At 72.8% G+C, this 23,373-nt stretch carries 19 protein-coding genes; 9 read left to right on the top strand and 10 right to left on the bottom strand.

What is annotated here, in order from left to right:
- Positions 1-66: 66 nt before the first annotated feature.
- Positions 67-759, bottom strand: a complete 693-nt coding sequence (locus ACIP93_RS16215) for a TOPRIM nucleotidyl transferase/hydrolase domain-containing protein (RefSeq protein WP_401759259.1) — start codon at positions 757-759, stop codon at positions 67-69.
- Between the two features lie 213 nt (positions 760-972).
- On the opposite strand from ACIP93_RS16215, the gene ACIP93_RS16210 reads away from it, so the two are divergent.
- Positions 973-3,075, top strand: a complete 2,103-nt coding sequence (locus ACIP93_RS16210; protein WP_401759256.1) for an MDR family MFS transporter — start codon at positions 973-975, stop codon at positions 3,073-3,075.
- 76 nt (positions 3,076-3,151) lie between these two features.
- Here ACIP93_RS16210 and ACIP93_RS16205 read toward each other — a convergent pair whose 3' ends face one another.
- The gene (locus tag ACIP93_RS16205) at positions 3,152-4,390 is read right to left on the bottom strand and encodes a cytochrome P450 (protein ID WP_401759253.1); all 1,239 of its coding nucleotides are present in this window, start codon (positions 4,388-4,390) and stop codon (positions 3,152-3,154) included.
- 139 nt (positions 4,391-4,529) lie between these two features.
- Here ACIP93_RS16205 and ACIP93_RS16200 point away from each other — a divergent pair, with 139 nt between their 5' ends.
- Positions 4,530-5,609: a TetR/AcrR family transcriptional regulator gene (locus ACIP93_RS16200; RefSeq protein ID WP_401759251.1), complete on the top strand. Its 1,080-nt coding sequence runs from the start codon at positions 4,530-4,532 to the stop codon at positions 5,607-5,609.
- 198 nt (positions 5,610-5,807) lie between these two features.
- On the opposite strand, the gene ACIP93_RS16195 is transcribed toward ACIP93_RS16200, so the two are convergent.
- Positions 5,808-6,869 (bottom strand): PucR family transcriptional regulator, encoded by a 1,062-nt coding sequence (locus tag ACIP93_RS16195; RefSeq protein WP_401759248.1) that lies wholly within the window; start codon positions 6,867-6,869, stop codon positions 5,808-5,810.
- A 172-nt stretch (positions 6,870-7,041) separates the two neighbouring features.
- Between ACIP93_RS16195 and ACIP93_RS16190 the strand changes: the two genes are divergently transcribed.
- Together ACIP93_RS16190 and ACIP93_RS16185 are read left to right on the top strand one after the other, a co-directional pair.
- A complete protein-coding gene (locus ACIP93_RS16190; protein ID WP_401759245.1) occupies positions 7,042-7,539 on the top strand; it encodes an NUDIX hydrolase in 498 nt (165 codons plus the stop codon).
- A gap of 266 nt (positions 7,540-7,805) precedes the next feature.
- Positions 7,806-9,554, top strand: a complete 1,749-nt coding sequence (locus tag ACIP93_RS16185; protein ID WP_401759242.1) for an FAD-dependent oxidoreductase — start codon at positions 7,806-7,808, stop codon at positions 9,552-9,554.
- Here ACIP93_RS16185 and ACIP93_RS16180 read toward each other — a convergent pair whose 3' ends face one another.
- The 4 genes from ACIP93_RS16180 to ACIP93_RS16165 are packed head-to-tail and all read right to left on the bottom strand — an operon-like array spanning position 9,555 to position 15,444.
- Positions 9,555-12,866, bottom strand: a complete 3,312-nt coding sequence (locus tag ACIP93_RS16180; RefSeq protein WP_401759240.1) for an NACHT domain-containing protein — start codon at positions 12,864-12,866, stop codon at positions 9,555-9,557.
- A gap of 42 nt (positions 12,867-12,908) precedes the next feature.
- Entirely contained in the window at positions 12,909-13,673 is a 765-nt protein-coding gene (locus tag ACIP93_RS16175; RefSeq protein ID WP_345218560.1) for an amino acid ABC transporter ATP-binding protein, read from the bottom strand.
- The gene (locus ACIP93_RS16170; RefSeq protein WP_345219086.1) at positions 13,670-14,542 is read right to left on the bottom strand and encodes an amino acid ABC transporter permease; all 873 of its coding nucleotides are present in this window, start codon (positions 14,540-14,542) and stop codon (positions 13,670-13,672) included. Before ACIP93_RS16170 ends, ACIP93_RS16175 begins: the two co-directional genes overlap by 4 nt.
- Before the next feature lie 14 nt (positions 14,543-14,556).
- Positions 14,557-15,444 carry an ABC transporter substrate-binding protein gene (locus tag ACIP93_RS16165; RefSeq protein WP_345218558.1) on the bottom strand — a complete coding sequence of 296 codons (888 nt, stop codon included), beginning with the start codon at positions 15,442-15,444 and terminating at the stop codon, positions 14,557-14,559.
- A gap of 382 nt (positions 15,445-15,826) precedes the next feature.
- Here ACIP93_RS16165 and ACIP93_RS16160 point away from each other — a divergent pair, with 382 nt between their 5' ends.
- Genes ACIP93_RS16160 through ACIP93_RS16150 form a run of 3 tightly spaced genes read left to right on the top strand, consistent with a single transcriptional unit; the run spans position 15,827 to position 19,891 of the window.
- Entirely contained in the window at positions 15,827-17,734 is a 1,908-nt protein-coding gene (locus tag ACIP93_RS16160; RefSeq protein ID WP_401759236.1) for a M64 family metallopeptidase, read from the top strand.
- 52 nt (positions 17,735-17,786) lie between these two features.
- Positions 17,787-19,076, top strand: coding sequence for a VWA domain-containing protein (locus ACIP93_RS16155; RefSeq protein ID WP_401759233.1), 1,290 nt, complete (start codon positions 17,787-17,789; stop codon positions 19,074-19,076).
- Complete coding sequence (locus ACIP93_RS16150) at positions 19,076-19,891, top strand: hypothetical protein (protein ID WP_401759230.1); 816 nt, start codon at positions 19,076-19,078, stop codon at positions 19,889-19,891. The genes ACIP93_RS16155 and ACIP93_RS16150 overlap by 1 nt, the downstream gene beginning before the upstream one ends.
- Positions 19,892-20,043: 152 nt before the next feature.
- Here the strand turns inward: ACIP93_RS16150 and ACIP93_RS16145 are convergent, their stop codons facing one another.
- The 3 genes from ACIP93_RS16145 to ACIP93_RS16135 all read right to left on the bottom strand — a co-directional run bounded on the left by ACIP93_RS16145 (position 20,044) and on the right by ACIP93_RS16135 (position 22,148).
- Positions 20,044-20,868, bottom strand: coding sequence for an SAM-dependent methyltransferase (locus ACIP93_RS16145; RefSeq protein WP_401759228.1), 825 nt, complete (start codon positions 20,866-20,868; stop codon positions 20,044-20,046).
- A 110-nt stretch (positions 20,869-20,978) separates the two neighbouring features.
- Positions 20,979-21,194 (bottom strand): DUF397 domain-containing protein, encoded by a 216-nt coding sequence (locus ACIP93_RS16140; protein ID WP_266660214.1) that lies wholly within the window; start codon positions 21,192-21,194, stop codon positions 20,979-20,981.
- A gap of 93 nt (positions 21,195-21,287) precedes the next feature.
- Positions 21,288-22,148, bottom strand: coding sequence for a helix-turn-helix domain-containing protein (locus tag ACIP93_RS16135; RefSeq protein ID WP_401759225.1), 861 nt, complete (start codon positions 22,146-22,148; stop codon positions 21,288-21,290).
- Positions 22,149-22,389: 241 nt separating this feature from the next.
- Here ACIP93_RS16135 and ACIP93_RS16130 point away from each other — a divergent pair, with 241 nt between their 5' ends.
- Both ACIP93_RS16130 and ACIP93_RS16125 read left to right on the top strand, forming a co-directional pair.
- Entirely contained in the window at positions 22,390-22,890 is a 501-nt protein-coding gene (locus ACIP93_RS16130) for an ATP-binding protein (RefSeq protein ID WP_345218545.1), read from the top strand.
- On the top strand, positions 22,887-23,312 hold the full coding sequence (locus ACIP93_RS16125; protein ID WP_345218543.1) for a hypothetical protein: 426 nt from the start codon (positions 22,887-22,889) through the stop codon (positions 23,310-23,312). The genes ACIP93_RS16130 and ACIP93_RS16125 overlap by 4 nt, the downstream gene beginning before the upstream one ends.
- Positions 23,313-23,373 lie beyond the last annotated feature (61 nt).

Below are 23,373 nucleotides of genomic sequence, written 5' to 3'. Positions count from 1 at the left end.
GGGGGCCGAGCGCCCACTGTCCGCCCACATGGCCCACGCCGACGGCGCAGGTCGCCCGGGCGGTTCTCACACGTGGGCGAGCAGCGCGTCCAGCGGGTGCGGTACGCGGTCCAGGTCGAGCGCGTCGACCATGGCCCGCGCATAGCTCTCCTTGCGCCCCGCGGTGGTGCCGATGAACCTGCGGAGCTGCTGGTGCGCGGTGCGGGGCCGCTGCGCGGGCTGGTTCCTGAACGTGCGCAAGGAGCGCAGGTCCCCTTGTTCCGCGGCGACTTCCTCCACGCCTTCGCAGCCGAGGGCGCGGATGAGCTCGTCCTCCAGGTCGGCGTCGCAGACGTGGAAGCCGAGCCGTTCGAGTTCTCCGTACGTTTCGGGGCTGCCGAGCCCCGCCCGTTCCAGGGCCCGCCGGAAGTAGCCGGTCTCGGCGGCGTCGCACAGCCCGCACAGCCGGAGGTCCAGCCCGCGCGGGCCGAGCAGCGCCAGGAACCGTCCGACGCCGGTGGCTCCGCCCATCGGCAGGACGCACACCGCCTCGGCGTCGAGGTCGCGCCCCCGGCGCACGGCGAGCGCCTCCAGCGCGGCGCGGTCGCTGACGCCCTCGACGAGGACGACGGTCCGGGGGCCGTGCGTACGGGCGAGCCCGGTGGCGGTCCGACGGGCGGCGTCCGCCGCCGGCCCCCCGGCCGCCCAGGCGACGGCGGCTTCCCGGAACCGGTCCGACGCGTGCGTCTGCGGTCCGCTCTCCACCCGGTTGTCGTCCACCGGTTCAGTCTGGCAGGCACGTCGGAGGGAGGGGCGGCGGGCGAGTGGCTGCGACCACTGGGGGTGCACCGGTGTCCTCATCCGTGGCGGCCGACCAGCCCCTTGACCAGCGCCTCTCCGCCCCGGCGGCAGTGTCGCCGCGGCCGCGCCGTCCGTCACCGGGCCGGCCCTTCCCCACGTGCGCGATCCCCCCGCCGGTGTGATCGTGCGAGGGTGACCACTGCCAGCGAGAACGCCACCGCATCCGCCGCGCAGCCCGCCGAGCCGGTGCCTCCCGTCCTGGACGGCCGCAGGCGCAACATCGTCTTCGGCACGATCATGCTGGGCGTCCTCCTCGCGGCCCTCGACCAGACGATCGTCGGCACGGCCCTGCCGACGATCGTCTCGGACCTCGGCGGCGCGGCCCACATGTCGTGGGTGGTCACGGCCTACCTCCTCGCCGAGACGGTCGCGACGGTCCTGGTCGGCAAGTTCGGCGACCTGTTCGGCCGGAAGGTCGTCTTCCAGATCTCCGCGGTCATCTTCATCACGGGCTCCTTCCTCTGCGGCCTCGCCACCGACATGACCCTCCTCATCGCCTGGCGAGCGGTGCAGGGCATCGGCGCCGGCGGCCTGATGGTCACCGCGATGGCACTGATCGCCGATGTGATCCCGCTGCGTGAGCGCGGCAAGTACCAGGGGGCGATCGGCGCCGTCTTCGGCGTCTCGACGGTCGTCGGCCCGCTCCTCGGCGGCCTCTTCACCGACCACATGTCCTGGCGCTGGGCCTTCTACGTCAACGTACCGATCGCGATCCTGGTGGTCCTGGCCGCCGCCCGCACCATCCCCTCCGTCAAGTCGGCCGACAAGCCCCGCATCGACTACCTGGGCATCGCCCTCGTCGCGATCGGCTCCAGCGCCCTGGTCCTGGCGACGAGCTGGGGCGGCAACGAGTACGCGTGGGGCTCCGCGGTCGTCATCGGCCTCTTCGTCGGCGGCGTCGTCGCGCTCGCGCTCTTCTGCGTGGTCGAAACCCGGGCGGCGGAGCCCATGCTCCCCATGAAGCTGTTCGCCAATCCGGTCTTCACCGTCTGCTCGGTCCTCAGCTTCATCGTCGGCTTCGCGATGCTCGGCGCGATGACCTTCCTCCCCACGTACCTCCAGTACGTCGACGGGGACTCGGCCACGATCTCGGGCGTCCGTACGCTCCCCATGGTCCTCGGCCTGCTCATCGCGTCGGTCTTCAGCGGCAACGTGGTCAGCAAGACCGGCACCTACCGGATCTTCCCGATCGTCGGCTCGGCGGTGATGGGTCTCGGCCTGTACCTCCTCTCGCTGATGGGCCCGACGACCGGCACCTGGCTGGAATCCCTCTACATGTTCGTGCTGGGCGTCGGCATCGGCCTGTGCATGCAGGTCCTCACCATCGCCGTCCAGAACACCGTCGACTACGCGGACCTGGGCACCGCCACGTCCGGTGTCACCTTCTTCCGTACGCTCGGCAGTTCCTTCGGCGCCGCGGTCTTCGGCACGATCTACGCGAACTCCCTGAAGCCCAACCTGACGGAGGGCGTGACCGCCGCGACCCGCCTGGCCCCCGCCGGCACCGACCCCGCCGCCGTCGCGCGGGCCGCCCAGAACCCGCAGGCGCTGCACGGGCTCCCCGCCGCCCAGATCGAGCCGATCGTCCAGGCGTACGCGAACACCCTCAGCACGGTCTTCCTGTGGACGGTGCCGGTGGCGGTCCTCGGCTTCCTCGTGTCGCTCTTCCTCAAGCAGGTGGAGCTGCGCGACACCTCACGTGCCGCCTCCGCCGACCTGGGCGACGGCTTCGCGCAGCCGACCCCGAGCGGAGCGCACGGCTCTTCGCAGGCCCTGGAACGGGCGGTCGCCCGCATCGTCCGCGCCAAGGGGCCCCTGACGGCCCGCCAGATCGTCACGGGCTCCGACACCCGCCTCGACATCGCCGGCGCGTGGGCGGTGATGCAGGTGGACCTGTTCACCCGGATGGTCGGCCATGCCACGCTCGGCCTCGTCTCCGGCCGCCGCAACGTGCCCCCGGAGGTACTGCTGCCCGTCTTCGACCGCATGGTCGACGAGGGCTACCTGACCCGCGACGGCAACTTCCTCTCCCACACCCCGGCCGGTGAGCGCGAGGCGCGCGTGATCGCCGACGCGTGGTCGACCTGGCTGGGCGACCAGCTCGAGAAGGACGCGGGCCGCCCCCGCAGCGCGGAACTCCACGCCGCCGCCGACCGCATCGCCAAACGCCTCCTGGCCGAAGACCTGGCCCAGAACCTCCCGGTGGCGGCTCGGGAGGGCGCGTCGGCCGGGTAGCCGCCCGGACCGCGTCCGAACCCCGCGGTCCGGCGCCGGGCGACGGCTTCGGAGGCGCACGGGAAGGGCGACGGCCTCAGAGGCGTACGGGAAGGGATTCCAGGCGCCACGTTCCGGGGTCCAGGGCCCTCTTCGCGTCGCCCGCGCGGGCCAGGCGGGGGAAGCGGCGGACCACGGCGGCGAGGGCTGCCTCCGTCTGGACGCGGGCGACCGACGCGCCCAGGCAGAAGTGCGGGCCGTGGCCGAAGCCCAGGTGAGGGGTGGCGGGAGCGGGGCGGCGGACGTCGAGCCGGTCGGGGGCGGGGAAGGCGCGGGGGTCCCGGTTGGCGGCGGCCACCAGGGCGGTGACGGCCGCGCCCTTCGGTATGCGCACGCCGTGCAGGTCGGTGTCCTCGGACGCGTAGCGCGGGATGGACAGGAGGGTGGGGCCCGCCCAGCGGGTCAGCTCCTCGACGGCTCCCGGCAGCAGGGACGGGTCCGCGCGGAGGGCGGCGAGCTGGCCGGGGTGCGCGAGGAGGGCGTCGACGGCGTTCGCCACCAGGGGGGTGGGTGACTGGCCCGCGAGGACGATGTGCCAGATCAGGGTCACCATTTCGGTGTCGGTCAGGCGGTCGCCGTCCTCGTCCTGGGCGCGGATCAGGTCGGTGAGGAGGTCCGTGGGACCGGCGGCGGGTGCCGTGTCCGTGAGTTCGGTGCGACGGCGGGCCACCGCTCGCTGCGCGCCCCGGATGATGCCGGGGATCGCCGCCGCGAACTGCGGGCCCGCGCCGGCCGCGATGGTCGCTCCGGCCTCACGCCAGTGCGGGCGGTCCTCTTCCGCGATGCCGACCCACTCGCAGATCACCTCCATCGGGAGGCGCAGCGCGAAGTCGGCTACCAGGTCGGCGGTGTCGTCCTGGTGGGAGGCCGTGGCGGCGAGGTCGTCGAGGAGGCGGTCGACCGTCGCCTCGATGCGGGGGCGGAAGGCGGCGGCGCGGCGGGCGCTGAAGGCGGGGGCGACGAGCCTGCGCAGGCGCAGGTGTTCGGGGCCGTTCATCTCGGCCATGGTCCGCATGTACGGAACGCAGTCCTCCGGTACGTCCGGGCGCAGGAAGCTGTCGGTGCGGATCCCGAAGCGGGGGTCGCCGAGGAAGGCGCGGGCGTCGGCGTGGCGCGTGAGGGCCCACATTCCGCCGAAGCCGGGGGCGGCGAGGTGGACCACGGGGGACTCCTCGCGGGCGCGGCCGTAGGCGGTGAAGGGGTCGCGAAGCACGTCGGGGTCGGAGAGCAGGAGCTCGGGGACGGGGGGCCGGGGGTGGAGAGGTGATTGCGGCATGCGTGTCTTCTCCTCGTCGCATTCGGATGACGTGAGCACATGATGCCATCATCTGAATGGTCTGGGTATCTTGAATGCGTCGGAACCGTGTGGCTGGAGCGGCTGCGGCATCCCGGGAGACGAGTGCGACAGGAGTGACATGGGCCGGTTGACCAGGGCCGAAGTGCAGGAGATGAACCGGCGGAAGGTGCTGGAGGCCGCCCGGGAGGAATTCGGTGAGCGCGGGTTCCGGGACGCCAAGATCGACCGGATCGCCGAGCGGGCCGGGCTCACCCGGGGGGCCGTGTATTCCAACTTCCCCGGCAAGCGGGCGCTGTACTTCGCCGTGCTGGCCGACCTCGCGAGCCGCGAGGTCGCACCCGCTCCCCCGGCCTCGGTCGACACGGTGCGCGAGGCGCTGGGCGCGCTCGCCCGGGGCAGAGTCGCCCGCTTCCCGCTGGCCGGTGCGGAGAGCGCCGAGCATCCGGCGCGGGACCTGCCGTCGGTCGTCCTCGCGGACGCGCAGACCCGGGAGCCGTACGCGCAACTGCTCAAGCTGGACGCGATCGTGCTGGGGACGGCGCTGGAGGGGCTGGCCGGGCGGGGCCGGACGCGGCTGGTGCCGGTGGCGGAGACCGCGCTGACCCTGCTGCACGGGGCGGATCAACTGGCGGCGGCAGCACCGGGGTTCGGGGACCCGTTCCAGGTGGTCGCCGCGTGCGAGCAGCTCGCGGAGCTGGCTCTGGAGGGCTCGGCCGGCGCGTGGGCGCCGCCGCACCTTCCGTTCGTGGCCAAGGCACGGCCCGTCGACGAGGCGTGGACGCCGCCGGCCGCGACCGACGCGCTGCGCGGACAGGTGGCCCCGTCGGCGGAGGACGGGGTGGTGGCCGTCCTCGGGCTGCACCGGCTGGAGGCCGTGGAGGAGGCGCTACGGGTGGCGGCGCCCGCCGGGGAGACGGTCACCGCCGTGCTGGTCACGGGTGAGCCCGGTGAGCTGGGGCCGCTGGCGCGGCTGACCGTGGCGGAGCTGGGGGTGGCGCTGCGGCAGGCGTTTCCCCGGGGGGTGTGGCCGGGGGTGCGGGTGGTGCACGACGAGTCGGGGGTGGTCGCGGGGGCGGCCGGGGTGTCGGCGGTGAGCGATGCGACGGAGGTCGCGGTGCGGGTGCGGAACGGACGGGTCGTGGCGCGGGCGGAGGGGCGGGGGGCGTGTTACGCGGCGGCGTCGGCGGAGGTGGGGTGACGGGGGCTCTCCAACCCCGTACGACCCGGGGCCCCGTCCGGCCCGGGAGCACTGCACCGGTGCGGCGGCGGGGCGCGATCGGGGCGTCATGGCGATGCCCGGGGAGCGTGGCACCGTCGGCCCCCGCCGCCCGGGCGCACCCGCGAGTTCCCCAACTCCCCCCGCGCTCATGGCGATTCGTGCACCCGTGGCCCGGCCCTAGATCTCCTTCGACGGCCAGTCCAGCATGCGCGCGCCGATGACCGCCGTCTGGAGCGTGTAGCGGCGCAGCGGGTCCGAGGGGTCGGCACCGGTGAGCCGGTGGATGCGTTCCAGGCGGTACGTCAGGGCCCGCACGCTCAGGTTCAGCCGCCGGGCCGCCTCCGCGGAGACGCAGCCCGCGTCGAAGTACGCCCGCAAGGTCTCCACCAGCGGCCCCGCCCCGCCGCGCGCCTCCTCCAGCGGGCCGAGCGCACTGCGCACCAGGTCTTCGAGGGCCTGCCGGTCCCGGCCCAGCACCGGGAAGACCAGCAGGTCGGCGGCGTACAGCACGGGCCCCTCCATGCCCATCCGCTCGGCGAGCGACAGCGCCCCGAGCGCCTCCTCGTAGCTGTGCACGACACCGCCCGCGCCGGGGTGCGGCCGGCCGACGGCCACCAGGATGTCGTCGGCGGCGGCGTGCGCCTGCTTGGCGAAGTGGTGCAGGACGTCCTTCTGCTCGCCCGGCGCGACGCACACCAGGCGTCCGTCCTTGCTGGCGACCAGGATGCGGCGGTCGGTGAAGCGGGCGGTGAGGGAGTTCTCCACCGTCCGGCTGATCGCGTCGCCGTCCTCGATGGCGTCGGGCCCCTCGGCGACGGCCACGCTGTGGGCGCGGGAGAACCGCAGTCCGAAACGTTCCGCCCGCGCGGCGAGACGGCCGAGGTCGCTGCGGCCGTGCAGCAGGTCGTCGACGAACTCCCTCCGTACCGCCTCCTCCTGACGGATCGCCATGCGCTGGGCACGTTCGTACCCTTCGGCGACGGCGTCGACGGCCTGCTCGACGGCGGCCAGCACCTGGTCGGGCGTCCTGCCCGCCGTGGGCGGCCACTGCTCCCTGGTCCGCGTCAGGTACGCGCGGACCACGGCCCGCAGCCCGAGCCCCGATTCGGCGGCCCGCTCACCGAGGGCGCGCCGGGCTTCGAGCTCGTCGCGGTCGAGCCGCCGTCCGGTCTCCGCCACCTCGCGGAGCAACCGGGCGTACCCCTCCAGGTACTCCTCGGGCACCTCTCCTGCCGTCACGTCGCACGCCCCTCCACCTGCTGTTTGTCCTGTCCAAGGATGACAGACGGCGGACATTCCCGGCGCGGCGGAAGACCGGCCGTGGCGTCGCCCGCCACGGCGGACGGAGTGCGGCGGCCCGCCCGGCGCCCGCCCCCTGCCCGCCCGGCCGTACCGCCTACGCTCGACGACCATGAACGACGTACGACACCTCACCGACCCGGCCACCGACACGCAGACCCGCACCGCGCCCACCCCGAACTGCCTCGCCGGCGTCGGCGTGATCGTCCAGGACGCGGCCACCGGCCGCGTCCTGCTCGGCCTCGGCCACAACGGCCGCTGGGAGCTGCCCGGCGGCAAGGTGGACACGGGCGAGAGCTTCGAGGCTGCCGGGCTGCGCGAGCTCGCCGAGGAGACCGGCCTGTCGCTGGACGCCTCCCTGGTGCGGGTCGTGGGCGTGACGCTGGACAGCGGTTACGGTCTGAACCGGATCTCGGCGGCGGTGCTCGTCCCGGCCGGGAACGCCGTCGCGCAGGTCATGGAGCCGGACAAGATCCTGCGGTGGGAGTGGTTCGCCCCGGAGGAGATTCCGGACGCGCTGTTCGTGCCGTCGGCGGCGGTTCTGCGCGCGTGGCGGCCGGACCTGTCCCTGCCGCTGACCGACTCGTACGTGTACCGGGCTCAGGGCTGAGGACCGTGCGCGCCCGGGGCTGAACACGGTCCGGCCCGACGGGGGCAGCACCTTTCGGCCACCTCAACTCCCCTGTCGGTCATGACAGTTGGCAGACGTCTTCCCGTTCCAGTGGTGCCGCTCTATGCTCCTGCGACTCATGTGTCGGTTACCACTGGTAAGGGGCTGGGCAGATGGACCGCACGAGCTTCACTTCCCGACGTACTGACGGAGCCGCCGGAGCTTCCCGACGTGCCTCCGGAACCGAAACCTCCCGTCGCGCCTTCGTGGCCGGAGCGGCTGCCGTCGGCGGGGCCGCGGCGCTCGGCGCGCTCCCCGCGGGCGCGGCGCAGGCGGCGCCCCCGCGCGCGGGGGCCGGCCAGTCCGTGGCCGTCCTCGGCGGCGGCGTCGCCGGCCTGACCGCCGCGCACGAACTGGCGGAACGCGGTTTCCAGGTCACCGTGTACGAGAGACGCGCCCTCGGCGGCAAGGCCCGCAGCATGGACGTGCCGGGCAGCGCGAAGGGCAACCGCAGGCCCCTCCCCGGCGAGCACGGCTTCCGGTTCATCCCCGGGATCTACCACAACCTGCCCGACACGATGCGCCGCATCCCCTTCCCCGGCAACGCCAACGGGGTGTGGGACAACCTGATCGCCCCGCCCGAGATGATGTTCGCGCGCTCGGGCGGGCGCGAGGAGATGCGGATGCCGATCCCCTGGCCCGGCCACCGGCCGCCGGACCTGGACCTCGACGACATCCGCCGCATGCTGACCGGCCTGCTGGACACCGCCTTCCACCTCCCCCTCCACGAGGTCGCCTACTTCGTGAACCGCGCACTGGTCTTCCTCACGAGCTGCGACGAGCGCCGCGACAGCACCTGGGAGAGGACCCCCTGGTGGGAGTTCGTGCGCGCGGCCCGCATGTCGAAGGACTACCAGCGCATCCTCGCCATCGGCGTCACCCGCAACATCGTCGCGACGAAGGCCGAGGAGGCCAGCACCCGCACGGTCGGCACGCTCGGCGAGGCCTTCGTCTTCAACGCGCTCGGCCAGGGCGCGGACGGTCCGCCGGACCGCATCCTCAACGCCCCGACGAACGAGGCCTGGATCGACCCGTGGGAGGCGCACCTGCGGGCGCTCGGCGTCGACTTCAAGATGGGCTGGACGGTACGGGAGATGAAGACGGCGGGCGGGCGGATCAGCGCGACGGTCGTCGAGGACCCGGCGGGCGCACGTCAGTCGGTCGTCGCCGACCACTACGTCTCGGCCCTGCCGGTGGAGCACGCGCGCCGCACCTGGAACGCCGACATGCGGGCCCTGGACCCGCAGTTGGGGCGTGCCGACAAGCTGGAGACGGACTGGATGACGGGCATTCAGTTCTACCTGACGGAACGCCCGAGGATGGTCGAAGGGCACGTCAACCTCATCGACTCCCCGTGGTCGCTGACCGGTATCGCCCAGGCCGGGCACTGGAAGGGCCGCGACTTCGCGGCCGTGTACGGCGACGGGACGGCCGTCGAATGCCTGTCGGTCGACATCTCGGAGTGGGACAAGCCGGGAATCCTGTACGGGAAGACGGCGAAGCAGTGCACCAGGGAGGAGGTGGCGAGGGAGGTGTGGGCGCAGCTCAAGGCGTCCCTGAACGACACGGGCAGGACCGTCCTGAAGGACGGCACGCTGCACTCGTGGTTCCTGGACCCGGGCGTCGACGGCCTCGGCACGCCGCACCCCACCAACGAGGACGAGCTCCTCGTCCATCCGTGCGGGACGCTGCACAACCGCCCCTCCGCCGCGACCGCCGTCCCGAACTTCTACCTCGCCGGTGATTACGTCGCCGTCGACATCGACCTCGCCACCATGGAGGGTGCGAACGCCTCCGCCCGGGCGGCGGTCAACGCCCTGCTGGACCGGGCGGGGTCGGACGCACCCCGGTGCACGGTGAAGGGGCTGCACAAGGTCCCGGCGATCGAGACGCTCAAGCGGCACGACCGGACGCGGTGGCGGCTGGGGCTGCGGAACGCGCTGGACGTGGGCTAGTCACGCATCGGGGCCCGGGCCGGGGCGGCCGTGCAGTTGGCGCAGCTCTTCCCGGGCCCATGGGGCGAGCCTGTGCTCCTGGGCGGCAAGCGCTTCGCGAGCGGCCGGGGAGCCCCGCTCGGCCTCCCCCACGGAGAGGAACACCCCAGGGTTGTGTTCTGCCAGCTCCGCCAGCATCTCGAGCAGGTGGGCCCGCAGCACGCGGGCGGGCATGGGCATGTCTCCCGACGGCTCCCCGCCCCCGCGAGGGCAGGCGTCCAGCGCTCTGATCGCGACGCGTGCCTGGAGCGCCACCGTCTCCGGTTCCATGTGCGCCCACGAGCGCACCATCTGCGAGACCCGGTCGAGAGGCAGCCGGGGCGCGTCGTGGAGCGCCTGGCCCAGCAGCAGGGGGCGCAGGCGGGCGTAGTCGAACTGCGAACCCCGGGCGGCGTCGAGGAGCGGCACACAGCGTTCGTACCGCGCCGTCAGCTCCGCGTCGGAGGTGCCCAGATGGCTCGTCAGCCACACCTCCAGCAGGTCGTGCGCCCATGAGGTGGCGGGAGCGCCCGGGGGTCCGTGGAAGGTGTCGAGGGCCGCACCGAACCGGCGGAAGAACGGGTCGAGGGCGTGCCGCAGTATCTCGTCGTGGCTGACGTCGGCGACGACCATCTTGTGGCGGGCCTCCACCCACCCCTGCCGCGCCCAGTACGAAGCCCTGGTCTGCGTGTCGCTGGACGGCGGGTACCCGTACACCCAGTACGGGTCCACCGGGTCCGGCTCCGGCGGCTCCGTCCGCAGGGGGTACACGGTCAGCTCCCGCCGGTCCCCGACCCAGGAACGCTTCACGTCGAGCGCGAGGGCGTACTCCGTCCACTCCTGCGCGGTCAGCGCGGACCGGTAGAGCTGGACCCGCAGCGGCCAGATGCCCGCCGGGTCCACGGCTTCGGGGAACAGCCGGCGTGCGGTGACCCCGCCCGTGAGCAGGACCGTCAACATCATCAGGTTGGCTTCGTACTTCCCGTGCCGGGCGGCCGTGGCGCGGGGTATCGGCCGGTAGTCGGCGTACCGGTGCTCGACGCGGTTGCGGGCGTCCTCCATCACACCGATCAGCAGCTCGCCGAGGCGCTCCCGGCGCTCCGGGTCGAGCCGGGCGATGCGGGCCTCCACGAAGCGCAGCATCTGCCGGGAGGCCAGGGACGCGTACGAGAGCAGGACGTACACCAGGTCGTCGTCCACCGGCGCCCGTCCGAGCGACAGGGCGGGCCGCTGGTCGAGGAGTTGGTCCACCAGCAGGACCGCGAGCCGGGCGACCAGGTACTCCCCGAAGGTGGCGTGCAGGAATTCGTACGTCGTCAGCTCGCGTTCGTCCTGGACCGCCTGCGCCTTCTGCACGAAGAAGAAGCGGCCGAGGGCGATCTCGGCCTGGTTCAGCGGGGTGCGGAAGTCGGACGCGGGGGCGATGGCAGGCCGGCCGAGCAGGGCGGTGAGGTCCGCTTCGAGCTCGCTCACGGTGATCCACTGGCGGCGGCGGTTGAGGATGCCGAAAGCGATGAGGCCGAGTCGCTGGAGTTCACGCTCGCAGTGGTCCGCCCGCTCGCGCGAGGTCATGGTGCCGCCCGACTTGCCGACCTCGCGGACGGCGAAGGAGGTGAGCAGTTCCTCGTAGAGGTCGGCGGCGGCGAGAGGCTCGCCGTCCGCCGTCTCCTGCTGGAGGGCGTTCGCCGTGGCGTCGTACAGGGCGAGCATCAGGAGCAGGAGGGGCTGGGAGGCGAGGGCGGGGTGCCGGGCGGCGACGGCGGCGGGCAGGGGGCGCAGTCCCTGGGCCGTGAAGTACGGGGCGTTCAGCCCGTTCCAGACGTCCAGCCAGCGACGGATGTGGAGTTCCCGGAAGGGTTCCAGCCGCAGGGCGAGCGTGCCCTGCGGGCAGCGGGCCCGGTCGGCGACGGCGGTGCGGCTGGTGACCAGGGCGTAGACGGGCCGGCCCTGGTCGGCCTCCTGCTGCTGGAATTTGGCGATCTTCACCAGGTAGTCGGTCTGGTTGACGCCCGTGGCCTGGAGGAGTTCGTCGAAGCCGTCGAAGAGCAGGACGGGGACGGCCCCGGGTGCCGAGCGGACCAGTTCTGGCCAGCTCACGCGTTCATGCGTCAAGGACCGTACGGCATGTTCGATCTGGTCCTGGACGTCGTCCTCGGCACGGATCTCGCGCAGGACGATCCGTACGGGCAGAAAGCCGGTCCCTGACAAACGGGCGGCAAGGATCTTGGTCAGCACCGACTTGCCCGCCCCGGGCTGGCCGAGGACGAGCAGCGGGGCGGTGGTGGAGGCGAGCGAGGTGAGCGTGCCGGAGAGGAATTCGGTGAGGTCGGACCGTACGGGAACCCGCTCCCACCACTCCTCCTGCGCCGGACCGCTGCCCTCTTCGGGCACGGGGGCCACCCGGAAGTCCGGGTCCACGTACCCTCCGGCGAGGCTGGGCACCGTCAGCCCGCTGGGGGCCTCGCCCTCGGAGAGGATCGGGCGCGGGAGGGCGGCGCGATAGGAGGCGGTGAGCCCGTGTGCCGCGTGGGCGAACTCGACGGGGCGGGTCAGTCCCAGGAGGGCCCGCTCCACCCCGTCCAGCGACTGGCGCAGGACGCTGCGTGTGGCCTGGTGTTCGATCTGCCCCGACCAGAAACCGAACTCTGGTATCTCCAGCGCGAGTTGTGCGTACAGCTCCCGATAGCGCACCAAGGCGTTCTGCTCAAGGCCCAGCAGCACCGCCCTGGTACGGGTACGCCCGTCCTCGTCCAGTCGCTCCCAGAGAGCGAGCCCCTGCAGGAAGTCCCGAAGGAGATTCGCGCGCATCGAGTACCAGCCGCGCAACTGGACGACGGTGCCCTCGAAGGGCAGTTCAGCCGTCGGGTGGGGCACCTCCGCGGACAGCAGCCTCCCCACCAGGTGGTCTGCGGTGACCTGCCCCCCGGCCAGTGCGAGCTGCTCGTTCCGGTTCAGCTCCAGCTCGCCGAACTCGAACGGCAGCTCCGCCTCCGCCAGCACCTCGAAGAACGCCGTGATCACCAGCACCGCGTGCGCCGCCGCGATCTGCTCGGTCCGCTCGGCCCGCTCCGCCGACCCGAGCCGGTCCCGCAGCCCCTGTGTCACGTCCCGCCCGGTCCGCAGCACCCTCCCCTGCGCCCCGAACAGCCCGAGGACAGCATCGCTCGCCCCGCCCGTGGCGGTGGACAGCGCGCCGCTCACCGCCCGGTCGGCCGCCGCCAGCGCCTCGCTGTCGCCGCCCAGGATCGCCACCGCGTCCCGGTAACTCAGAAGTCGTCGCCCGCGCATCCCCATGACCCAGATCTACCACGCAACACCGACAGCCGACCCGACGATCTACAACCGCCCCGCTTCCACGATCCGCTTCAGGAAAGCCTGGGTTCGCGCCTCCTTCGGCGCCCCGAACACCTCCGCCGCCGTGCCCCGCTCCAGCACCACCCCCGCGTCCAGGAAGCACACCTGGTCGGCGACCTCCCGGGCGAAGCCCATCTCGTGGGTGGCGATGACCATGGTCATGCCCTCCTCCTTCAGGTCGCGCACCACGCCCAGCACCTCCCCCACCAGCTCCGGGTCGAGCGCGGCCGTGATCTCGTCCAGGAGCAGCAGGCGCGGACGTACCGCCAGAGCCCGTACGATCGCCGCCCGTTGCTGCTGCCCACCGCTCAGCCGGTCCGGGTACTCCCCCGCCTTTCCGCCCAGGCCCAGCCGCTCCAGCAGTTCCCGCGCCCGCTCCTCCGCCTCCGCGCGGTCGACGCCGTGCACCCGGCGCGGGGCCAGGGTGATGTTGTCGAGCACCGACATGTGCGGGAAGAGGTTGTACGCCTGGAAGACGACGCCGATCCGGCGGCGCACCGCGTCCGCGTCCGCCCGGGGGTCGGTGATGTCCTCGCCGTCGAGGAGGATTGCCCCGTCGTCGATCTCCTCCAGCAGGTTCACGCACCGCAGCAGGGTCGACTTGCCGGAACCGGACGCGCCGATCAGGGCGGTGACCGTGTGCGCGGGGACCTCCAGGTCGACGTCCCGCAGCACCACGGTCTGCTTGTGCCGGGTGCCGTAGGTCTTGCGCACGGATTCCAGCCGCAGCACGGGTTCCGTGGTCATACCGTTCCTCCTTGGGCCCGCCGGCGGTCCATGCGTGCCGTCACCCAGTCCGTGAACCGTGTCATCGGGATGGTCAGGGCGACGAAGATGAGGCCCGCCACGATGTACGGGGTGTAGTTGAAGTCGCGGCTGGCGATGATCTGCGCCGCGTACACGGCGTCGACCGCGCCCGCGATGGACACCAGTCCGGTGTCCTTCTGGAGCGAGACGAGGTCGTTGAGGAGGGGCGGCACGACGCGCCGCACCGCCTGCGGCAGCACCACGTACCGCAGGGTCTTGCGGTGGGAGAGGCCGAGCGAGCGGGCGGCCGCCCGCTGCGAGGGGTGGACGGACTCGATGCCCGCCCGGAAGACCTCCGCGACGTACGCCGAGTACGTGAGGGTCAGCGCGACCCCGCCGAGGACGACGGGGTCGGTGGTCACGCCCTGCAGGCGCAGCGCCGGGACGCCGAAGACCACGATGAGCAGGTTGATGATCAGCGGCAGGCCGCGGAAGAAGTCGGTGTACGCCGTCGCCAGCGCCCGCAGCGGGAAGAAGGCCGGGCCGCGCAGGGTGCGCGCGACCGCGAGCAGCATGCCGAGGACCAGGACGCACGCCCCGCACACCGCCAGGAGGCGCAGGTTGAGCCAGAGGCCCTCCAGGACCTCCGGGAGGGCCTTCCTGGCGTAGGCGGGGTCGAAGAAGGTCTCGCGGGTCCGTTCCCAGCCGGGTGAGTTGACGACGACGAGGTAGAGGACGGCCGCGGTGACGAGGGTGCTGAGCGCGGCGACGGCCGTGGCCCTGCGGGTGCGGCGGCGCTTGAACGCCTCGCGTTCCAGGCGGCGGGCGGAGGGGACGTAACCGTCGCCCGCCACCGCCGCCGGCGGCATCTTGTCGAGCGAGGTCACTTGAGCACCGGCGCGCCGACCGCGTCCGCCAGCCACTGCTTCTCCAGCCTGGCGAGCGTGCCGTCCTTGCGGAGGCCGTCGACCGCGCCGGTGACGCAGGCGGTGAGGGCGCTGCCCTTGTCGAGGACGAGGCCGAACTGCTCGGCCTTGCCGGGGACGTTCTCGAACTGGCCGACCACGGCGGCGTCCTGGACCTCGGCGCCGGTGATGTAGAAGGCGGTGGGGAGGTCCACGACGATGGCGTCGACCTGGCCGTTCTTCAGGGCGGCCTTGGCGAAGTCGTTCTTCTGGTAGACGGCCGGCTGCTGGGTGGGCCTGATGACGTCCTTGATGACGTCGAGGCTGGTGGTGCCGACCTGGGCGCCCAGCTTCACGTCCTTGAGGTCGGCGACCGACGTCGCCTTCGCGGCCTTGGAGGACTTGAGCGCGACGACGGTCTGGCGGACGTCGTAGTAGCCGGAGGAGAAGTCGACGGCCTTCTTGCGCTGGTCGCTGATGGAGATCTGGTTGAGGTCGAAGTCGAACTTCTTCTCGCCCGGCGCGAAGGCGTTGTTGAAGGCGACCGTCTGCCAGACCACGTCGTCCTTCCGGTAGCCGAGCCGCTCGGCGACGGCGTAGGCGACGGCGGACTCGTAGCCCTGCCCGTTCTCCGGCTTGTCGTCCTTGAACCAGGGCGCGTATGCGGGCTTGTCGGTCCCGACCGTCAGCTTGCCCGCGGTCTCCGTGGCCAGCTTGCCCTGCGGACAGGCGGCGGCCCCCTGGGCGGACGACGACGGCGCGGCCTTCGAGGACGGCTCGGGCTGCGGGGCGCAGCCCGTGGCGAGGGCGGCGGCGAAGACGGCGACGGAGGCAGTGAGGCTGCGGGCGAGAGTGACAGGGCGCATGGCGCCGAGAGTGGCAGTGAGCAGGGATTTTGTCCACGCCGAATGGGTGTTCGTCCACATTCTGGAATGTGTTGCGAGAGGGTGAATTCTCGCCGGGGCGGGTGCGGACGGAGGAGGGCGACGGCGGGCGGAGAACGTCGGCCGAGTGGTGGCGGCACCGGCCGCGCGCCCGTCCCGGACGACACGTCACGGGTCGCCTTCACGGTGTCACCGGTCCGGCCGCCACCGCGCACCGGTGCGCGCGGCACGCGTGGCCCGGACGGGCGGGGCACGGGACGCCACCACGCACGAACGGCCGGCCCCGCACCCGGCGCACCGCGGCGTCACCTGGCCAACTCCCGCCCCTTTACCCGGCATTCGGCGCACCCCTACGCTCCGCGCCATGCGACTCATCCGACGCACCACCAGACCCGCGCTGCTCGCAGCCGCGGGCGCGCTGCTCGCGGCCTCCGTGGCCGCTCCCCCGCAGGCCGCCGCGCAGGACCGCGATCCGGTCACCGCGAACGCCACCGTCGTGCCCGTGCAGACCACCGGCCCCGTCGACAAGCGCTTCAACCTCGTCGTCCTCGGCGACGGTTACACGGCCGCCGAGATACCCGAGTTCCGCGCCGACGTGGAAAAGCACATGAACGTGCTGTGGAGCATCGAGCCCTTCGCCTCCTACCGCTCGTACATCAACGTCTGGGCCGTCGAACTCCCCTCGCCCGAGTCCGGCGTCGACTGCGATCCGGGCCTCACCGACGCCCGCCGCGACACCCCGCTCGACATGGCCTTCTGGGGCGGCTGCAACGCGAGCAGCGTCCAGCGCCTGCTGACCGTCGACACCAGGAAGGCGAGCGCCGCCGCCGACCTCGTCGCGGGCACCAAGAGCGCCAACCGGCAGATCGTCGCGCTCGCCAACAGCGAGACCTACGGCGGCGCGGGCGGCGCCTGGGCCACCGCGTCCGGCGGCAACGCGCTGTCGTCGCTGATCACCCCGCACGAGATCGGCCACTCGCTCGGCAAGCTGGACGACGAGTACGACTACTACGGACGCGGCGTCCCCGGCGGCACGTACACCGGCGGCGAGCCGAACTCCGCGCACCACACCCTCCTCAGCGAGGAGGAGATGCGCGCCCGGCAGCAGAAGTGGTGGCGCTGGCTGGGCGAGGAGAGCCTGTCCGGCGGGCGGATCGGGCGGCACGAGGGCGGGCTGTACTCCACCAAGGGCGTCTGGCGGCCCAGCAGGCACTCCATGATGAAGACCCTCGGCTACGACTTCGACCAGGTCGAGCGCGAGGTGATGACCCAGGCCATCGCCGGCAAGGTGAACCTGGTGCAGGACCACACCCCGAACACCGCCCCGCTCGGCGCCGACCGCACCGCCTGGGTCGACACCCTGCACCCGGTGGGCGGCGCGCTCGACGTGACGTGGAAGCTGGACGGGAGGACCGTGCCGGGCACCTTCGGCGCGCGCAGCCTGGACCTGGAGCGGCTGCGCGTGGACGCGGGCACGCACACGCTGACGGCGACGGTCACCGATCCGACCGAGTTCGTACGGGACCCGAAGGTGCGCGGTTCGCAGGCCCTGACCCGTACCGTGACGTGGACGGTCGACCGTTCCGTGCGCACACCGCACCGGCCCGGCGGGAAGGCCGGGTTCACCGGGCACACCGGCACCGGCAAGCCGGTCGGCGCGAAGTCCGTCGTGTACGCCGACACCTCGCACCCGGCGGCCGGCCGCAGTCCTCAGGTCCGCTGGACGCTCAACGGGTGGCCCGTCGCGACGAGCCTCGGCAACGACCGGGACCTCGACCTGAGCAGGCTCCCCCTGCCGGCGGGCCGCACGCACACCCTGAAGGCGCGGATCGCCGGTACCCCGCAGACCTTGACCTGGACCGTCGACGCGAGCGCGGCGGCGGGCTCGTACGAGCTGTCCGAGCCGCTGCGCACCGTGCGGCGGCCCGGGAAGCCCGTGGAGTACGTCTACGACGGGCCGTTCACGATGAAGTTGGACGCGAAGGACGACCAGAAGGGGACGGTCGTCTCGCAGTTCCGGGTGAACGGCGACGGCTGGTACACCTACTACGGCTGGCCGACGGACGCGGACGCGCCGTGGCGGTTCACGCCCTCGGGGACCAACGTCGACGACCTCGTGTACGGGAAGCTGGGCACCCCGCGCGTGGTGCCCTGGGACGACGCGACGCCCGAGTACAGGACGCACACGGTCGAGCACCGGACGATCGACGCGGCCGGCAACGTCGGGCCCGCGAAGAAGTTCCTGGTCACGCTGGAGCCGCCGCGGCCGTAGCCGTACGGCGCTCGTTTTGTGCCGCGCTGACGATCTTTCATAGGATCCGGCGATGATCACAAGGAAACGACTGGCGGCCACGGCGTGCGGCGCACTGCTCGCCGCCCTGGCCGCCGGGCTGTCCCCGTCGCCGGCGCTCGCCGACGACGGGGACGGCGCCGAGGGCGCCCCGAAGGAATCCCCCAAGGTCGAGCTGGTCCTCGACGTCAGCGGGTCGATGCGGGCCAGGGACATCGACGGGCAGTCCCGGATGGCCGCCGCGAAACAGGCCTTCAACGAGGTGCTGGACGCCACGCCCGAGGAGGTGCGGCTCGGGATACGCACCCTGGGGGCGCACTACGCGGGCGAGGACAGGAAGAAGGGCTGCGAGGACACCCGCTCGCTCTACCCCGTCGGCAGGCTCGACCGTACGGAGGCCAAGGCGGCCGTCGCCACCCTCGCCCCCACCGGCTTCACCCCGGTCGGGCCGGCCCTGCTCGGCGCGGCGAAGGACCTGGAGGGCGGGAACGCCACCCGGCGGATCGTGCTCATCACGGACGGCGAGGACACCTGCGGCCCCCTCGACCCGTGCGTCGTGGCGCGCGAGATCGCCGCCAAGGGCACCCACCTGGTGATCGACACCCTCGGCCTGGTGCCGAACGCGAAGATCCGGCAGCAGCTCACCTGCATCGCCGAGGCGACCGGCGGCACCTACACCGCCGTGCAGCACAAGGAGCAGCTCTCCAAGCGGGTCAAGCAGTTGGTGGAGCGGGCGGCCGACCCGGTCGTCAACCCCGTCGCCGCCCGGGGCGGCGCGTCCTGCGCCGACGCCCCGAAGCTGACCGCCGGCCTCTACACCGACCGCGCGAAGTTCGGCGAGCACCGCTGGTACCGGGTCGCGGTACGGCCGGGCCAGGAGCTGCGGGCCGCGGTGAGCATCGGCGCGGACCGTGCGGTGAACAACGACTACGGGCTGCTCGTGCGGGCCTCCACGCTCAGCGGGCGGGAGATCGTGCGCGGCCAGGAGTCCGGGGACGGGCGCACGGACGTGATCTCGTCCGGGCTGCGCTACCCGAAGGCGGAGGTGGCCGCCGGGAAGGGGCAGGAGCCGCCGGTGGAGACGGTGTGCCTGCGGGTGAGCAGTTCGTTCTCCGCGCCGCCCTCGGTGAAGACGGAGCCGGGGATGCCGGTGGAGCTGGCGCTGGACCTGGTGGACGCGCCGGAGCGGGCCGCCGACGTGGCGTCCTTCGGGCTCGGGCACGGCTGGTGGCTGCTGGGCGTGCTGGCGGTGGCCGGCCTGCTGGCGGGCCTGGTGTTCGGCTGGCTCTCGCGCTGGCGCGTTGCGGTCTGGAGGACCAACTGATGCGTACGACACGTGTGGTGAGCGGGGCGCTGCTGGCCGCGCTCGTTGTTCTCGGTGCGGCCCCCGCGGCGAACGCCGACCGGACGCCCTCGCCGTCCGCCTCCGCGGACGCGGCCGCGCCGACCGAGGCCGGGACGTCGTTCCGTACCGCGACGGCCGTGAAGCCCGGGCAGGTCGCCACGGCGGGCGCGTCGACCGGCGACTACCTGTACTGGGTGTTCCCGGCCGACGCCGGTCAGGACGCGACCGTACGGGCCGAGGTCGCCCTGCCGCAGTCGGCGCAGCGGCACGGGGCGCAGACCTGGCAGCTCGACGTGTACGACGGGCTGCGCAGGAAGCAGGCGTGCGTCTACGGCTCCTCGACGGCGACCGCGCCGAAGGAGGCGTCGTCGGTGTCGCTGGCCTGCCGTCTGCGGACCGTCCGCTCGTGGGCCGAGCAGTCGTCGAACGACCCGCTGCCGGGTTCCTATTTCGTACGGTTGACGGTGACCGCGCTCGCCGACGACGACCTGGGGCTGCCGGTGAAGGCCGAGGTGCGGCCCTCGGTGGCCGACGCGGGCGGCGCGAAGGCGGTCGACGGGGCGCTGACCGCACCGCTGGTGCCGGGGGCGTCGACGCGGCAGGACGACGCGAAGGGCGGGTCGAGGCAGATCTCGGTGCAGGCCTCCCCCGAGGGCGGCTGGGCTTCCGGGAACTGGTCGAGCCGCTGGCTGTGGACGGCCGGCGGAGCCGTGCTGGCCGCGCTGGCGGGCATCGCGGGGTACGCGATGACACGGGGTGCGGGGCGTCCCGGGCGGGTGCCGCAGGAGCGGTGACGTAACGTCATCGCGCGTCGAGGGGCCGGGATCTGACGCTTCCGGCCCCTCATTCGTACCCGGGTGCGCTTCGAGCCGGTGCCGACGCGGCCGCGCCGAAACGCGACGGTGGCCGCGTCGCGGGGCGGGGCGGCCACCGGGCGCACGGATCGTCAGGACTTGCGGGCCACGCCCACCCAGCCGGGGATCGGCTCGTCGCCCTGGACCGGGACGACCTCGCCCAGCTCCGGGCGCCAGTCGGCGGCCAGGGAGACCCCGGGCTCCACCAGCTCGTAGCCCTCGAAGAAGCGGACGACCTCCTCGCGCGAACGCGGCTGGAGGGTGAGTCCGCGCGCCTTGTACATGGCGACCGCCTTGTCCGCGCCCTCGGGGTCGAAGTCGCGCGCCACGTGCGACAGCACGAGGTAACTGCCGCTGGCCAGGCGGTCCATGAGGCTGCGGACGATCTCGTACGCGCCTTCCTCGTCGCCGACGAAGTGCAGCAGGGCGACCAGCGAGAGGGCGATCGGCCGGTCGAAGTCGAGGACCTCGCCCGCCCGCTCCAGGATGGACTCGGGATCGCGGGCGTCGGCCTGGATGTACTCGGTGACGCCTTCGGGGGTGCTGCGCAGCAGGGCCTCGGCGTGGGCGAGGACGATGGGGTCGTAGTCGCAGTAGACGATGCGCGACTCGGGGGCCGCGGCCTGCGCGATCTGGTGCAGGTTGGGCTCGGTGGGTATGCCGGTGCCGATGTCGAGGAACTGGCGGATGCCGTGCTCGGCGAGCCAGCGGGTGGCCCGGTGCATGACCGCGCGGTTGACGCGGGCCATCTCCCGTCCGCGCGGGTCGAGCTGGAGGAGCTGCTTGGCCATCTCCTCGTCGACGGGGTAGTTGTCCTTGCCGCCCAGGAACCAGTCGTACATCCGGGCAGGGTGCGGCTTGCTCGTGTCGATCTCGATGGAGGGGGAGCTGCCGGTGGTGCGGTCCTGCCCGGTCATGGAGGTCTCCTGGGAGGTCAAGTGGCCAAGGGATGAAGGGTACTGAGGGACGCTCGGGTGGGCGCCCGCGCGTCGGGGTGTTCCGGCGGGGCGGCGCGGGCGGAGCGGACTCAGGTGAGCAGGAAGTCCGCCTTGCCCGCCTTCGCGCCCTGGATGAAGGCGGCGATCTCACCGGGGGTGTAGATCAGCGCGGGCCCGTCGGGATCGGTGGACTGGCGGACGGCGACGCGGCCGTCGGCGAGCTTCATGGTCTCGACGCAGGCGCCGCCGTTGCCGCCGCTCCAGGGTTTGGTCCAGCCGTCGGCGGGCAGGTCGGCGGCGGGCATGCCGTTGTAGATGCGGCGGCCCGGACGCAGGTCGGCGCGGCGGGCGGCGCGCCGGTCCGGGCGGGGGGTGCGGGGAACGCGGGACATGACGGGTCAGAGCTCCTTGCGGAAATCCGCGAGGATCTCCTTCGTGCGGGCCGCGGTGGCGGCCTGCGCCGCCATGCGGTCCATGACTTCGAGGTGGGTGGCCACCTCGGGCCGCGCGTCGAGGTAGACGGCGCCGGTCAGGTATTCGCTGTAGGCCATGTCGGGGAGTTCCGGCACGGCGAAGCGGAAGAGGATGAAGGGGCCGAAGGTGCCCGGGTGCGGGCCGCTGCTGAACTCGGCGAGCTGCAGGGTGACGTTGGGCAGCTCGGCGGCCTCCAGCAGCCGGTCGGCCTGGGCGCGCATCACGTCCGGGCCGCCGGCCATGCGGCGCAGGACCGTTTCGTCCATGATCGCCCAGAGGGTGGGGGCGTCCGGTCCGGTGAGCAGTTCCTGCCGCTGCATGCGCAGGGCGACGTACCGTTCGATGTCCTCGGGGCGGGTCTGCCCGACGACTCCGCTGCGCATCACGGCGCGGGCGTAGTCCTCGGTCTGGAGGAGGCCGGGGACGAAGTGCGGGTCGTAGGTGCGGATGACGGAGGCGGCGCCCTCCAGGCTCACGTACATGCTGAACCAGTCGGGCAGGATCGCGTGGAACCGCTGCCACCAGCCGGGCTGGTTGGCCTCCTGGGCGAGCCGGACGAAGTCCTCGGAGTCGGCCTCCGTGCAGCCGTACTCCTTCAGCAGGATCTGCACGTACGGAATCTTGAGGGCGACCTCGGCGGTCTCCATCCGGCGCACGGTGGCCGCGGCGACGTGCAGCACCTTGGCGGCGTGGTCGCGCGTGAGCCCGGCGCGTTCGCGCAGGTCCTGCAGACGCTTGCCGAGCACCACCTGCCCGACGGTCGGGGCGGACCGCGGTTCACTCATGGGAAACCTCCCCGTAACTCACCGTCACTGAATGGCGATTGTGCTCTACGTGCTGTTGCGATGCAGTGTGCCATGCGGTCTTGATCTACGAAACGACACTCTGGAAATTTCAGAGTGCCCCTTGCCAAGTGACGGGGGCAGAGAGAGAGTTGAGGTGTGAACTGGTTCACGCGGCTACCGTGCACCGCATCGGGGGAGGCGGTGCACGGTGGTCGCTCCCCCCTTGGTTAAGGATGCGGTCGTGGTACCTGGCTCCACGCTCTTCTCCCCGGTCACGGGCCCGCTTCAGGAGGCCCGCGTCCGTCGGTACGGTTTCGTCCTGCCCGCATGTCCGGAGTCGGTCGCGCGCGCACGGCACCTGACCACCGACCGGCTGACCGACTGGGGCCTGGGCGAGGACGTCGGCTTCGCCGCCTCGTTGGTCGTCTCGGAACTCGTCACCAACGCGGTGATCCACACGGGCAGCGAGCGGGTGCGCTGCGAACTGGTCGACGCCGGGGGCAGGCTGCGGATCGCGGTGTGCGACGAGGGCGTCGGCCCGCTGGGGCCCCGGCTGCGGCGCACCGCGCAGGACGCGGGCGAGCACGGGCGCGGTCTCGTGCTGGTCGACGGGATGTGCGACGCGTGGGGGACGCAGGAGAACGACCTGGATTCGGGCCGCACGGTGTGGGCGGAACTCCCGCACGCCTGCGACGACGTGGTCCCGCCCGCCGCTGCCGCGCAGGGCGGCCCGCTGCGATGAGCCACCGCCTCGCCGCCCGGCTCACCCGGGTCCGCAGGGCCGGCGCGGGCGGCCCCGCCCGGCTGCCGCTGCCGCCCACCCTGGACCACACCCCGCTCGGCTGCGACGCGGTGGGGCTGCCGGCCCGGCACGGGCAGCGGCTGCTGCGGCAGTTGCCGCGCCCCGGATGCGTGTTCGCCGACGGGAGGGGCGACGAGGAACTCTGGTGGTGGATCGTGCCCTCCGGCTCCGACCTCGGGGTGCCGTGGCCGGAACCCGCGCGGTACGCGGCCGGGGCCTATGTCGCCGCTCCGCGCACCCGGTTGGTCCACCGGCCCGAGGGCCCTGCTCCGTACACTCCGCCGATCCCCCTCTACCTGATGGTGTGCAGGCTCGCGGGGACGACGCCGGTATGGGTGGACGGGCTGCCCGCCTGCCCCTGAGACCGCTTCCGCGTTGTGCCCCTGACCTGCTGGGAGACCGCTCCGACATGGTCTTCGGCGA

The organism is Streptomyces sp. NPDC088745 (genome assembly GCF_044751045.1).
Lineage (GTDB): Bacteria > Actinomycetota > Actinomycetes > Streptomycetales > Streptomycetaceae > Streptomyces > Streptomyces cremeus.
The sequence above is the reverse complement of the archived record's forward strand: the minus strand, read 5'-3'. Positions and strand labels throughout refer to the sequence as shown.